We start from the raw sequence: 14,948 nt of genomic DNA on the forward strand, positions 1-14,948 counted from the left end.
TCGATCGATGATGTGGAACTCATGACCGAAGTCGGGTTAACCGTCGTTTGCGCTCAACTGCCTCAGCCATTGGTCGACCACCTGTGCGGTCGTATGCGCCTCAGTGCTGCACAGTGCGACATGTTCAGCATCCACGGGCTGGACAGTCTGCGCGGTTGACCAGCTTTCTATGGGCCACGCGGTGAGGTCATGCGTCGGTGACGGTTTCGTGCATTTGATGACGAGCGCCTTGCAGTCGACAGGCCGATACTCGAGTTGCAGCAACAGATCGAGCCAGCACGCCAGAGCGGTCAACCGTGCGGTGGTGAAGCCGGCGAGGTCGGGGATCATCGCCTCCGTATCGACCACGGCGTATCTCGCGGTTTCGATTTGGCGCTCGTTTGCCTCCCGAGCGATATAGGAATCGAGGATGATCAGTCCCTGTATCCGGGTATTTCCTTGTTCCAGAAGTCGACTCGCAGCGGCATGGGCGAGGTTTCCTCCTCCCGACATGCCGGCCAGGACAAATTCGTCGTTCCCGACGGTGTCGAGGACGGACTTGGCGATACTTTCGATGGCGGCATCGAGTGACGCCGGCAAGGGCTCATCCGCCTCGTAACCCGAAAGTGGGATGACCGACAGACGGCGATGAGCGCCCAGATGAGCGGCAAGCAGAATGTACTGAATATATCCGCCGAGAAATGCCGGGGTGCAGATCAATACGACGTGAGGAAGGGTATCTCCGCCACTGTTATGGGGCGTGCCACCGCTGAGTCCGATGCCGGTCGGTATTGCTGCCATATCGTGGTCGAACGCCGGGCGGAGTTGTGCAGCCGCAAGAAGGAACTCCAGGCCGTCGCTGAACCTATCGTCCGCAACCGCCTGTCTGAACATGCGGACAATAGTTGGATCCGCGGATCGGGAGCTCGCTGCGGACTGTTCGGCGGACTCGGCCGCCTCTCCATCGCGCGTGTGTCCGACCCCTGCGAGCCGAGGTGCAAGCAAGGTGTTTCCGCGTACGGCGAGTTGCGGTTCGGCACTGGCGATTGCCTTGACGGTCATGTTTCGTATGGCCATCAGTCCAGAGAATTCGCCGAGGCCATTATCGGGTGAGTCGGTGTCGACGAGAATGATCCGCCCCGGATTCTCGGTCTGAGCCGACTTCACAAGATCCCATATCGCCGATCCTGCCGGGTGCACAACTTCGTCGGGCGATACCGAGATCGCACCGCGCGTGAGTACCAGAAAAGGGCTGGAATCGAAGCGTCGTTGTCCGGACCAGGACTGCAAAGCGGACGACACCTTCTGTGTCATGGCGTGCGAATCCGTCGGTGCCGCACCGGATTCGTCTCTACGGCAGTCCAGAACTATGACCTGGGCGGTGTCGGTGTCGGGCCCGTTGAGCGCTTCTGTCCAGTCACAGGGTGCCACCTCGGGCAATACTGTGGGAGTGGGAATTGTGGACCATTCGATGGTGTGATGCTCATTCATGGATTCGTCTGATGTCTCGACGAGCCGGCCTTGCTCTGCGGTCATTTCTCAATGCTTCCGTGTAGTCGCCGATTTCGGCGGAATCGGTTTCGGGATGATGAGATCCGCGCCCGGATCGAGACCGAATGCGGACAATGGTTACTTCCTTCTGGATTGTGCCTGGAGCCCCCCATGATGTAGAACGTGTTCCTTCGGCGGCGAAGGATAAGATTGCTGGTGCTTTGCTGGCGATCGCAATGATCTGGATCCACCAGCACTTTTGGTTGTATCACGTCGTCGCCAGCATGTCATTGGAAGCTGTCGCCGTCATGTCCCTTGACTAGAACGCGTTCTTGCTCGATGCTGATACGGACTTTGGGAGTCGGTCCAATGGGGGTGGGATAGATGACATGGCAGCGCTCAATGCCGAGCAATGGCAATCGATTTTCCGCAGATGTCGGTGGCGCCTGGAAGTGTGCGCAGGTGACGGCCGGCAGGCAGGCTGATGCTGTTGAGGTCGAGCAGATCTCGCTGAGGTTCAGCTGCATCAAGTGACACTTCGGCGACCGTGATTGTCGATCTCGGGCTGATTTTCGCCTGGTCGAATTCAGACCGGCCGGCATATCTCCGGCCGACGGCAGATCATGTGGTTGCCGCTTTTGTTGAACGACGAGTTCGGTCTGCCTGAGTTTTTGTCTGGATTGGGTTTTGTTCTTTGGAATAGAGGTTCCGAATTGGTCGATCAGCAGAAGCTGCAAAATCTCCTACGACGTGTCATGGCCGAGCTTCAGGAAAGCCGGGCCAAGCTGCGGGACCTGACGCAGCGAGCCTCGGAGCCGGTGGCGATCGTCGGTATGGGGTGTCGTTTTCCGGGAGGTGTGACGTCGCCGGATGAGCTGTGGCGACTGGTTCTCGAGGGTCGTGATGCGGTGTCGGCGTGGCCGGCTGATCGTGGGTGGGATCAGTCGGGTTTGTTGTCTCCTGAGCTGGGTGTCGCGGGTAAGTCGTGCACGAATCAGGGCGGATTCCTTTACGACGTGGCCGAGTTCGACGCCGGGTTCTTCGGAATCAGTCCGCGCGAGGCGATTGCGATGGATCCTCAGCAGCGGTTGCTGCTGGAGACGGTATGGGAGGCCCTGGAGCGGGCGGGTATCAAGCCGGATTCGTTGCGCGGCAGTGACACCGGCGTGTTCGTCGGTGTCATCGGGCAGACCTACGGCGGGACAGTCGGAGTCGGAGCCGATCATGGAGTGGAGGGGTATCGCTTGACCGGCTCTTCGCCCAGTGTGGTGTCGGGTCGGGTGTCGTATGTGCTGGGGTTGGAAGGGCCTGCGGTATCGGTGGATACGGCGTGTTCGTCGAGTCTGGTGGCATTGCATCAGGCGGTGGCGGCATTGCGTACGGGGGAGTGCTCGCTGGCGTTGGCCGGTGGTGTCACCGTGATGACAACCCCTGGGGCGTTCGTGGAGTTTTCCCGGCAGCGGGGCTTGGCGCCGGATGGTCGGTGTAAACCGTTTGCCGACGCTGCGGATGGGACTGCGTTCGGCGAGGGTTCGGGTGTTCTGGTGTTGGAGCGGTTGTCCGATGCGCAACGCAACGGGCATCAGGTGTTGGCGGTGGTGCGTGGTTCGGCGGTGAATCAGGATGGTGCGTCGAATGGTTTGACCGCTCCGAACGGGCCTTCGCAGCAGCGGGTGATTCGGCGGGCGTTGGCCGATGCCCGCGTCGCGGCGAGTGAGGTCGATGTAGTCGAGGCCCACGGCACCGGCACCACACTGGGTGATCCGATCGAAGCTCAGGCGTTGCTGGCCACCTACGGACAGGATCGGCCGGCGGATCGGCCGGTATGGCTGGGTTCGATCAAGTCCAATATCGGGCACACTCAGGCCGCGGCGGGGCTGGCAGGGGTGATCAAGATGGTGCAGGCCTTGCGACATGGGTTGTTACCCAAGACTTTGCATGTCGATGAGCCATCCACGCATGTGGATTGGACAGCCGGGCATGCAGGGTTGTTGAGCGCGGCGCGGGGGTGGCCGGTTGTTGATCGGCCGCGTCGTGCGGGGGTGTCGGCGTTCGGTATCAGCGGCACCAATGCGCACGTGATCCTCGAACAGGCGCCGGAATCGGTGACCGAACCCGTGACCGACGCCGGTGCTGGTGGGGATGGGTCGGTGGTGTGGGTGGTGTCGGGTCGGACGCCGGAGGCGTTGGCGGGGCAGGTGCGGCAGCTGCGGGATTTCGTGGCCGGCGACCCGTTGCTGAACGTGCGGGACGTGGCGCGGTCGTTGGTGTTTCAGCGGTCGCGGTTCGACCACCGCGCGGCGGTGACAGGTGCGGATCGTGACCAGCTGCTTGCGGGGCTGACCGCGCTGTCGGAGCAGACTCCGAGGCCCGGCGTCGTTACCGGCGTGGCAGGAGCGTTGCGCAAAACCGTGCTGGTATTCCCTGGTCAGGGAGCGCAATGGCTGGGCATGGGAAGAGAGCTACTGGACTGCTCGCCGGTGTTCGCCCGGAAGATGGCCGAGTGCGATGCCGCGTTCGCGCCGCTGGTGGATTGGTCGTTGTTCGCCGTGCTCGCGGGTGCGGAAGGAGCGCCGCCGCTGGAGCGCGTGGACGTGGTTCAACCGGTGCTGTTCGCGGTGATGGTGTCGCTGGCCGAACTGTGGCGCTCGGTCGGTGTTGTTCCGGACGCGGTAGTGGGTCATTCCCAAGGCGAGATTGCTGCGGCGTGTGTGGCCGGGGCCTTGTCCCTCGAGGATGCCGCTCGGGTAGTGATCCTGCGGTCGGCCGCCCTGATTGCTTTGACTGAGCAGGGTGGGATGGCGACGGTGTCCCTGCCTGTCGACCAGGTCACCACGCTGCTGGCTGGATACGACGAATTGTCGGTCGCCGCAGTGAACGGCCCGCGGGCAACGGTGGTGTCCGGTGCGGCAGTGCAGCTCGAGGACTTCCTGGAAGCCTGTGCACGCGACGACGTTCACGCACGCCGGATCTCGGTGGACTACGGCTCACATTCGCCGCAGGTCGAAGTCCTCCGCGAACCGCTGCTGAAGGTGCTGGCCGACCTTGCGCCCAGATCGTCACAAGTGGCGTTCTGGTCCAGCGTGACCGGCGGTGTCCTGGACGGCACCGAGTTGGATGCGGACTACTGGTTCCGAAATCTGCGGGAGCCGGTGTATTTCCAACAAGCAGCTCAGGCCCTACTGGAGGACGGGTACAACGTCTTCGTCGAGGTCAGTCCGCATCCACTGCTCACGGTCGGTGTCGAGCAGATCTGTGACCTTCGGATGGGCGCCGATCCGGTGACCGTCGTGGGTTCGCTGCGACGCGATGAAGGGGGCATGGACGCTTTCCTGCTGTCGGCGGCGCAGTTGGAGGTGTCGGGTGTGGGGATGGATTGGACGGCGTTGCTGGGACCCGCTCGTCAGGGTGGGGTGTCTTTGCCGACGTATGCGTTTCAACGGCGCAGGTATTGGCTGGATAGCGGCTCGAGTGGTGGAGATGCGTCGTCGCTGGGGTTATCGGCGGCCGGCCATCCGTTGCTGGGGGCGGTGGTGGTGTCCCCGGACGGGGACGGTGTAGTACTGACCGGCCGAGTCGGCCTGGCGACCCATCCGTGGCTGGCCGATCGTGCCGTGTACGGGTGTGTGCTGTTACCGGGGACCGCTTTCGTGGAGTTGGTGTTGCGTGCGGCAGCGGAAGTGGGCTGTGCACTGCTGCGGGAGCTGACTCTGATGAAGCCTCTTGTGCTGCCCGACGAGGTCGGGATGCAGTTGCAGGTAGTGGTGGACGGTGCCGACGAACTCGGCTGCCGGTCGGTATCGGTGTATTCCCGTGCCGAGGCTGCTGACGGGCTATGGGTTCTGCACGCCCAGGGTGTGCTGGGAATCGAGGGTGGGCCGGAACCGGATGCGGGGTTGGCAGTGTGGCCGCCCGAGGGCGCGGTCGCCGTGCCTGTGGATGGTCTGTACGACCGGCTGGCTGTTGCCGGTGACGAGTACGGACCGGCGTTCCAGGGGCTGCGATCGGTATGGCGTTGTGGTGCAGAACTTTTCATCGAGGTCGAGCTACCCGAGGCGATGACCGATGTGTCGCGGTTCGGGCTGCATCCGGCCTTGCTGGAGTCGGTGCTGCACGGACAGCTCGCCGATGTCGATCCCACTCCGGGGCGAGTGAGGTTGCCGTTTTGCTGGCAGGGGGTGACCTTGCACGCGACCGGAGCGTCGCTGCTGCGGGCGCGCATCATTCCCGTTCCTGGCGATATCGATGCGGTGTCGATCCAGGTCGCCGATGCGGCCGGCCGGTGGGTGTTCTCGGCGCGGTCCTTGACTGTGCAGGAGGTATCTTCCGCGCAGCTGACCGCCTTCTCGGTCCAGGGCGGGTTGCATGGAGTGCAGTGGAAACCCATAGCGGCGCAGAGCAGTTCGCCTGTCGGTGTCGAAACCTTCGCCGATGGTGAGGTTTTCGGTAGCTGGGTGCAGAAGCAGGAGGTGACCGTACCTGCGGTCGTCGTATTCGACCGTGGCGTGGCCGGCGCAGGTACAGACGTGCCGAGTCGTGTCCGCGATGCGACTCATGAGATGTTGCGCGTGTTGCAGGCCTGGCTGGATGAGCCGCGTTGTGCGGCAAGCACTCTGGTTGTGGTCACTCATGGTGCGGTCGGCGGGGCCGGGCACGATGTCACCGATTTGGCAGGATCGGCGGTCTGGGGTCTGGTGCGTTCGGCTCAGTCGGAGGCCCCGGGCCGTATCGTCCTGGTGGACACTGACATTGACGAGCTGACCGCCGACGGGCTGGCGGCGGTGATCGTTTCGGGTGAGCCTCAGGTTGTGATCCGTGCCGGTGTCGTGCATGTAGCCCGATTGACCCGGCTACCCGATACCGGGAAGAGCGTCCGCGCGGCGTCCGTCGACGTGCCACGGCCGGTATCGGGCTCGGGTGGCGTGGTGTCGGCTGGGACGGTGCTGATAACTGGCGGTACCGGCGGTTTGGGTGTGGTGCTGGCGCGGCATCTGGTGACAAATCATGGGGTGCGGTCGCTGGTGTTGGCGAGTCGTCGTGGTGCGGCTGCGCCGGGAGCGTCGCTGTTGGTGACGGAGCTGGGCGAGCTGGGTGCTCGGGTGCGGATCGTGGCCTGTGATATCGCGACTCGCGAGGGCGTGGCCGAGTTGTTGGCGGCAGTGCCTGAGCAGTTCCCTTTGACGGGTGTGGTGCATGCGGCCGCTGTACTCGATGACGGCGTGATCACGTCACTGACACCGGACCGGATGGACGCGGTGCTGGCGGCCAAGGCGGATGCGGCGTGGCATCTGCACGAGTTGACCCGTGAGTTGGATCTGGGATTGTTCGTGCTGTATTCCTCGGTTGCGGGTGTGCTGGGCAATGCGGGACAGGGCAACTATGCGGCGGCGAATGTGTTCCTGGACGGGCTGGCCGAGCATCGGCGTGCGAGTGGGCTGATCGCGACTTCGATCGCGTGGGGGTTCTGGGCTTCCGATACCGGGATGACCGGGCATCTCGCTGATACCGACACCGCTCGGTTGAGTCGTGTTGGGTTGTCACCCATTTCGACTGAGCAGGGTCTGGCGATGTTCGACACCGCGATCGTCGCGGACCGTGCCACAGTGGTTGCGGCAACGCTGGATCGTGTGGCGCTGGATGCGCAGATCCGGGCCGGGACATTGAACCCGCTGCTGCGGGGATTGGTATCGAGTGCACGACGTCGTTCGGTGCCGGAGCGGTCGCGGGAGCCGAGAGCGGTTTTGCGAGAGCGGGTTTCAGCGCTGGCGGAAGCCGAGCGACTGCCCATGCTACTGGGCGTGGTCCGCGACCAGATGGCGATTGTGCTCGGCCATGAGGGTCCCGACGCGGTCGATCCAACTAGCAACTTCCGGGAGTTGGGTTTTGATTCGCTGGCCGCGGTCGAGGCCCGTAATCGACTCAATACGATCACGGGACTGCGACTGCCCGCGACCCTGATCTTCGACCATCCCACACCGGCCACCCTCGCCCGGCACATTATGCACGAACTACTCGGAGCCCCTGGGGAGACCGCGGCAGCGCCGATGCGGTTGTCGGATGCCGCTCGCGAATCTACAGATCTTCCGGCGGCCGAATCCACCGCTCCCGCAGAGACTTTGGTCGGTGTCATCCGCCAGGCGATCGAAAACAACAGGCTCGGAAAAGGTTTGGCGTTCTTACGAGCCGCAGCGAAGCTCCGTCCGATGTTCGACCACTGCACCGAGGGAATGCCGACCGGCATCGGAATCAGTGGCGGTTCGCCCGACAACAGTGTCGGAGATGTCCTGCCACACTTGATATTCATCAATTCCCCGGAATTCCTCGGCGAATTCATTCAGTACACGCAGCTTGCCGCCCATTTGGGCGGTGACCGCCGTGTCTCGGCCATCCCGCTGTCGGGATACGGTCCGGATGAGCCGCTCCCTGCCTCGCTCGATGCCGCTATCGACAGCATTGTCGAGACGGTCCTCGACACGGTGGGCCAGGACGAATTCGTCCTGGGCGGTTATTCGGTCGGAGGAAACATCGCCCACGCGGCGGCGACTCGCCTATTGGAACAAGGAAATACCCAGCTGCAAGGCCTGATCATCCTCGACGGCTTTATCGCACGTGCGGCGAATGAACGCCAACTGAACGGCCGGGGGAACCATATTCTCGAGATAGACGCGACGACCCCCGGCTTCGCCGGCCTCACCAACTCGCGGTTGACCGCATTCGGTTGGTGGTTCGACCTGGTGACGCGGTTCGAACACAAGCCTCTTGAATGTACGTCGCTTGTTGTCAAGTTCACGCGATCATCGCAATTGCAGCAGAGCCCCGATGAGTGGCCGGTAGAAGCGTGGTCAACCGCGCAGACCGTCCAAACCGTGGATGCGGATCACGTTGCGCTGTGCGGTGCCGAGGTCCGAGTTTCGGCACAGCTGATTGACCAATGGCTCACGCAACTGAGCGCCGGCATCCGACCTATTCAGTGAGAGAGAGAAGCAATGAGCACTATGACAACGCAACCCGATCACGAGATCGTGGTGATCGGGGCGGGTCCCGGCGGTATCGCGGCGGGTGCGCTGCTCAAACGCGCGGGGATCGAAGAGTTCACTATTCTGGAACGCGCGGGTGAGGTCGGCGGCAGTTGGCGCGACAATTCCTACCCGGGAATCAGTGTGGACGTGCCCGCGCTCATCTACCAGTACTCGTTCGCTCGCAAGGCCGATTGGCCGACGGCCTTCCCGACAGGTGCCGAGGTTCAGGCGTATCACCAGGATGTCGCGCGCCGCTACGGTCTCTATCGGCATCTACGGTTCCACACCGAGATCGTCCGCGAAGTCTGGGACGAGACACACCGCCGATGGGCGTTGCACACCGCTGACAACCAGGTCATTACGGCCAGGTTCGTGATCAGCGCGGTCGGTGCCTTTCTACGGCCCAGAGTCGACGGCATAGCGGGTCTCGATGATTTCGCCGGTACGGTGCAACGCCCGGCCGCCTGGGACCATGCTCACGACATGGCGGGTAAGCGCGTAGCGGTGGTCGGTACGGGCGCGAGTTCCGTACAAATCACGCCCGCGATCGCGCCTGAGGTGGGTCACCTCGATGTCTACCAGCGGACGCCCGTGTGGTGTATCAACAAGCCCAATTACCCGGTCCCGCAGTGGTTTCAGACGGCCTTGCGGGTGCCGGGAGTGGCAGCGGCCCTGCGCGGGATGATGTTGCTGGGGTTGGAACCCATTGCCAGACTGGCGACGATCATGCCCTTGGCGGTGGCGATACCGTTGATGGCCGCATTCGATGCCTTCACCAAGCGGATTTACCGAAAGTATGTCCGACGGATCATCGATGACCCCGAAAAGGCCGCCGCACTGACACCCGACTATGGGCCTATGGCGAAGCGACTCACCCTGTCAACCGGATATCTGGCGGCGTTCAATCGTGACAATGTCTGCCTGGTCACCGACGACATCGAGCGGTTCACCGAGCAGGGCATCCGGACCAGCGATGGCACCGAGCATCAATACGACGTCATCGTCCTGGCGACCGGCTACGAGATGTACACCGATCCGGAAAGTTACGCCGAAGGCGCCGTTATCGGGCGGGATGGATTCGATCTCGGTACGTTCTTCCGTGCCAATGGATTACAGTCCTATGAGGGTGTGGCTCTACCCGGCCTGCCGAACCGCTGGATGCTGGTCGGCCCCTACTCGATGGCTGATATCGGATGGCACGGGTTGGTGGAAACGACTGCATCACACGCCATTCGAGCGATAGCGGAAGCGCGGCGCCGCCGGGCCTCGGTGATCGAGGTCAGCGAAGAAGCACACACCGCTCACCATGCCGAGATCCGCAAGCGCGGCCAGGTTCTCCGGCACTACATCGGGACGCAAAACAAGGGTACGCACACCTACTACCTCAACTCGCACGGTGACACGCCGTACTTCCGTCCTGCCGGTGCTCTCGAAACACGCTGGCGTGGCAGACATTTCCCGTTCACCGACTATCACTTCGACGCGGAGTATCAGCTTCCGGATCGTCGTGTGGACGCACCGGTCTCCCACGATCAGTATCTGAGGCGTGTCGAGTAGTCGTCGATAGGTCTGCATCGGGTGTGCGCGAAAGATGAAGTAGCAGAATTGGTTCGACGTTGACGCACTTGACGGCGGTCAAGTGCTCAGCGCTGGATTGAATGCCCGCTTAGAGCGCTCTCGATTGGCTCGGGCACGGAACACAACAGGAGTTCGACGGCCCGTCTGATCCACAGATTTTGATCGCCGGCAGAGTAGTCCTCAGCTCTCGTTGCCGTGGTGGATCAAGCCAGGAAGCCGTGTGAACAGTACACTGGCTGGTGGTTGCCGGTCGATAGTCTCAGATAGGTGGTGTTTGCCCTGACGGTGCTGTCCGCTTGTCGCTCGCAGCGCTGACCGGCAAGCGCGGTCCTGCGCACCCACTCGGGCTATGTTACGTGATCGGAACAGCGGTCGGCGGCAAGTCTCGGGGCTCGACGTTCATTGGCATCTCAGTCGGATCCAGGTCACAATCGAAAGTCGGCGGGGCGGCCCTCACTGCTTGGGTCACTGGAATTCGACTGTGCCGGAATTGAAATTCGCGCCTGTAAACGTAGCAGGGCCAACGAACATCGCCCCACCGAACCTGGTTGTATCGGAGAAACGTCACCTTGTCGAATCAGGCGGTGCCGGCGAATGTCGCGTTCTCGAACCGTTTGGTGGTTCCCCCCAGTTCTGGCGTGTAGGGAAGGCGGAGGTAACCGCACAGGACGTCGATACACTGCTGGTGGCGTAATGCGTCGGATTCATCAGCGACGCCGCCCATAACGGCCGAGGCGACCGCAGGAATCGGCGGCACGCGGCGTATCGGTCGTCTGATGCCGTTGTTGGCCTTGGCAACTCGCGTGCCGACCCGGTCGATCGCTCGCGCACTGTCACGCGGTGCCCACCCCAACATCGCACCATTGTGGCCCGGTGCCCCTTGCGGCCGTTGAACTCTCGGCATTTTCTTGACCGGACGGACCCAATGCTCTCTTTGTTCGGTGTCGGTCGTCTCGAGCATCATCTCGTCGTCGGCAAGTTGGAAATGGCTGTGAAGCAGGGCGATGCCGAGTCGGCCCAGGTTCCCGTACTTTGACAGCACGAGGCGGATTTCTTCGAGACAGGCGGCGTCGCTGTCATCGATCGGTCTGACATCGTCGATGTGTTCGAGGCTGTTCCATTGCAAGGGATTCAGAGCGACTCGGCTCATTTTGCTACTTCCTGGTCGCGCCTTCCGAGGTGTCTGCCTACAGCGAGTGGACTATGAAAACATCTGTGGTGCGGGAGTATTCGCGCAAAGCCGAGGTCGATGGTCAGGCGCTGTGGCCTCGTCACCGCGGCGCGACCGAGACTTCAGATCGTCGTGAACATCGCTCGGCGTACTGTCGGCACGACCAGCTTCGTGACGCGCTGATCGTGATATGACGATCTGCGCTTGTTCTCCGAGAATTCTGTTGTACGCACAAATCAGAATCCTTCGAGGAGTGATTTGCATTTTGAGAGACTCGGACGCTCGCCGCGCCAAATATGCACCACCACAATGATTCTCGCTTTATCGGACAGGCTGCTACATCGATCATCGTCGTGACCAGTCGATCAACCGCTGGTCGGCGCATTGACCACGGCGGTGAATACCGCCCACGATTCGGTCGTGGTACTGCCCCTCTGCTTACCTGCGGTGAACTCCGGCAACAGTGCTCGGCTGGCGTCAGTCAGGCGCGATGATCATCGACGGCAACCAAATATGCTGGCACACAATAGAATCCGGCACCGTTTTGACGATCGCGGTCGAACTCATTGTCATCCCGCGAGCGCACCGTGGTGAGGTCACGCAGATCAGGGAGGCTCGAAATGACCTTGGATACAACTGAATTGCGGCGAAAACCACCACGTGCGGGGTACGGCCTCGATATCATCTATCAATATTGAGCGGCGCAACGCGGACTCGGTAGGTCGAGGGGGCTCTGTGTGAGCGATAGAGTGGGGATGCCTTGGGCCGCAATGACTGAACACATCGGTAGCTGGTGGGAAAGATACTGTGCCCTTCGTTTCGCCGACCCGATTTCCGGCGTGAGTGTCGATGTGAGCGGCGCGGGCTTCCCGGTCGACTATCTACATGTAATGGCGGACCCGCTGTCGCGCGCGTTCGAGGCCATGACGGCCCTCGAGCGCGGCGCTATCGCGAACCCTGATGAGGATCGGTACGTCGGCCACTACTGGTTGCGGACGCCGAATCTCGCGCCCAGCCACGCGATTACTGCCGCTATCACGGACAGTCTGGCCCGGCTCGACCACTTTGCCGATCGTGTGCGAACCGGCGAACTCCACGGTGCAGGTGGGCGATTTCGCAATCTTCTTCACGTCGGTATCGGCGGATCGGCGACCGGACCCGACATGCTGCGCGAAGCCTGGAGTGCAGGGTCGGAGGGCCTGACCGTTCAGGTGCTGGACAACGCCGATCCCGACGGAGTTGATCGCGCGCTGCGGAATCTGGACGGCGGTGTGGGGCAGACCCTTGTGTCGGTGGTCTCGAAATCGGGTATCACACCAACACCGCGTCAGGTTCTGCGCGAGCTGGAACGTGCCTATACCGCAGCAGATCTGGCCTTCCATGCGCACGCCGTGGCCACCACAGTTTTAGGCAGCGAACTAGCTGATCAGGCGGCCGCTGATCGATGGCTGGAGATCTTCCCTATGTGGGATTGGGTCGGCGGGCGCTATTCGGTCACCTCGATGGTGGGCTTGCTCCCTGCGGCGCTGCTCGGTGCACGGACCGGCGAATTCCTCGCTGGCGCAGCCCGGATGGACGCGTGCACCCGGACCGCCGTGGTCCTCGATAACCCTGCGGCTCTGCTGGCGCTGGCCTGGTTCTGGCTCGGCGGCGGCACCGGCGACCGCAACATGGTCGTTCTGCCGTACCGTGACGAGCTCGCCGGCGTCACCCGCTGGATTCAGCAGCTCATCATGGAGTCACTCGGTAAGCGGGCCGACAGGGCCAGTCGAACGGTGCAACAGGGGCTGACCGTATATGGCCACAAGGGCGTCAGTGATCAGCACTCCTACCTGCAACAGCTGCGTGAGGGCCGCGACGACGCGTTCGTGACCTTCATCGGCACCCATCGAGCGCGCCGTGCGCATCCCGAGTCCGCCCACACCCTCGACGGCCACCTGTTCGGCGGTCTTGTCGGCACGATGAGCGCGCTGCGTGGTTGCGGCCGCCCGACGATCGTCATCATGCTGCCCGACGCGGGGGAAGACGCTCTGGGCGCCTTGGTGGCGCTCTACGAACGCGCGGTCGGGCTCTACGCCGAGCTCATCGATGTGAACGCCTACCACCAGCCTGGCGTCGACAAGCACACGGCGGTAACGATTCTGGAGCTGCAACACGCCCTCTTGGAATGCCTTGCCGCAGCCACCGAACCGATGACCGCGCCTGCCCTGGCTGACAAGGCCGGTCTCACCGACCGCGCGGATATCGCACACCGGCTCTTGGAACATCTGGCGATCACACGCGTCGATCTCGTCGGTGTCCAGGCAGGATCTTCGCTGGCGGACACGGTGTTCTTCGCCCCGAACAGGTTTGCACATGGCACCTGAGAACGGACTCATCCTGCCGGCGACCCTCGCGGAGTCGTTGCTGTCGTATGTGTGCGACCGTCACCCGGTCAAATCGTTCGGTTATCTCCTGGCCGCGCCGGGCTGCTCCCAGCCGAGCGAATTCATTGGATTCGAGAACAACATTCGAAATGACGACCACTGGCGCAAGGGGTTCGAGGACCGCGGCCGATACTTTACTGACCACCCCGATGCCGGATTCGTGGCCGACGAGGACGAATCCTGGCGGGTCCAACAGCACATCGTGCGCCACAAGATGCATGAGGTGGCCGTATTCCATACTCACCGCCGCCACCCCGGGAACTTCTCAGGTATCGACTACGACCTGCACGTCAGCAGATTCATCGCCCCCTTGCACATGATCATCTCGCTGCGCAATGCCGAACTACCGCAAATGCGCGCATTCGCGATGGCAGGCAGCGGAGTTGAAGAAGTGCCTGTATCGGTGTCAGCCCCCCGCCCGCCGCCGGTCACCGCGAGTACGTTCGACAGCTTGCGAGAAGTGTTGTCCCTGGATCGAAGTGGCATGCCCCGCTGCCGCGACGCCCGCACGGTGGTCGCGGCGCTCGCCGCCGCCGCGCAGTTCCCGGAGTTCTTCCACGATCACGTCACCACCGGTTTTCTCCGCGACGCCGAGGAGCGCTACCAGCGGTTCATGGCCGTGGATATGGCGGCTATCGCCGAAACCGCCTTCACCATGGGCACCCGCGCCGAGCAGACCGCACACTTCTGCGGCGAGACGCCCCAGCATCGAGTGGTTCTGTCGCCGTACCGGATATCGCGATTCCCACTCACTAACAAGCTCTACACGTTGCTGGATCCGGACCACTCCGCGACCGCCGCAGGACAGGACCTGCCGGTCGTAGGTGTCTCATGGTACGAGGCCGTGCTCTGCGCGGCCTGGTTCGGGTGCCGACTGCCTACCGAAGCCGAATGGGAATTCGCCTGCGGCACCGGTCAATCCGGACAATGGTGCTGCTCGCTCGGAGACTTGCCCCGATATGCCTGGTACGCCGAGAACGCCGAAGGCCGCCCGCACCCGGTCGGCGCGCTCCAGCCGAATCGGCTGGGGCTGCACGATCTGCACGGCAATGTCTGGGAATGGTGCCAGGACACGTACTTTTCCGACTACTATCGCCGCTCGCCACGACATGACCCAGCGGCGAGGTCTGTCAACGTAGCTGCGATCACCGATGCGGTACACAAGGTGTCGCGCGGGGGCGGCTTCCTCGCGCTCGCGGAGATGTGCCGTACCCGTTTCCGGCTCCACGATCCCGCCGGGTACTCCGCTGGTGACCTCGGCTTCCGGCTTGCCCGAGACTAAGT

At 62.7% G+C, this 14,948-nt stretch carries 7 protein-coding genes; 4 read left to right on the forward strand and 3 right to left on the reverse strand.

What is annotated here, in order from left to right:
• Nucleotides 1-36: 36 nt before the first annotated feature.
• Together ABZX86_RS22915 and ABZX86_RS22920 are read right to left on the reverse strand one after the other, a co-directional pair.
• Nucleotides 37-1,515 carry a thioesterase domain-containing protein gene (locus ABZX86_RS22915; RefSeq protein ID WP_355126505.1) on the reverse strand — a complete coding sequence of 493 codons (1,479 nt, stop codon included), beginning with the start codon at nucleotides 1,513-1,515 and terminating at the stop codon, nucleotides 37-39.
• Nucleotides 1,516-1,757: 242 nt separating this feature from the next.
• Nucleotides 1,758-2,207: a hypothetical protein gene (locus ABZX86_RS22920; RefSeq protein WP_355126507.1), complete on the reverse strand. Its 450-nt coding sequence runs from the start codon at nucleotides 2,205-2,207 to the stop codon at nucleotides 1,758-1,760.
• An 18-nt stretch (nucleotides 2,208-2,225) separates the two neighbouring features.
• On the opposite strand from ABZX86_RS22920, the gene ABZX86_RS22925 reads away from it, so the two are divergent.
• Entirely contained in the window at nucleotides 2,226-8,444 is a 6,219-nt protein-coding gene (locus tag ABZX86_RS22925; RefSeq protein WP_355126509.1) for an SDR family NAD(P)-dependent oxidoreductase, read from the forward strand.
• 21 nt (nucleotides 8,445-8,465) lie between these two features.
• Complete coding sequence (locus tag ABZX86_RS22930; protein WP_355126860.1) at nucleotides 8,466-10,046, forward strand: NAD(P)/FAD-dependent oxidoreductase; 1,581 nt, start codon at nucleotides 8,466-8,468, stop codon at nucleotides 10,044-10,046.
• A 598-nt stretch (nucleotides 10,047-10,644) separates the two neighbouring features.
• On the opposite strand, the gene ABZX86_RS22935 is transcribed toward ABZX86_RS22930, so the two are convergent.
• A complete protein-coding gene (locus ABZX86_RS22935) occupies nucleotides 10,645-11,217 on the reverse strand; it encodes a hypothetical protein (protein ID WP_355126511.1) in 573 nt (190 codons plus the stop codon).
• 791 nt (nucleotides 11,218-12,008) lie between these two features.
• On the opposite strand from ABZX86_RS22935, the gene pgi reads away from it, so the two are divergent.
• A complete protein-coding gene (pgi, locus tag ABZX86_RS22940; protein ID WP_355126513.1) occupies nucleotides 12,009-13,604 on the forward strand; it encodes a glucose-6-phosphate isomerase in 1,596 nt (531 codons plus the stop codon).
• Nucleotides 13,594-14,946, forward strand: a complete 1,353-nt coding sequence (locus ABZX86_RS22945) for an SUMF1/EgtB/PvdO family nonheme iron enzyme (protein WP_355126515.1) — start codon at nucleotides 13,594-13,596, stop codon at nucleotides 14,944-14,946. Before pgi ends, ABZX86_RS22945 begins: the two co-directional genes overlap by 11 nt.
• Nucleotides 14,947-14,948 lie beyond the last annotated feature (2 nt).

The sequence above is a fragment of the Nocardia sp. NPDC006630 genome, assembly GCF_040611495.1.
GTDB lineage: Bacteria > Actinomycetota > Actinomycetes > Mycobacteriales > Mycobacteriaceae > Nocardia.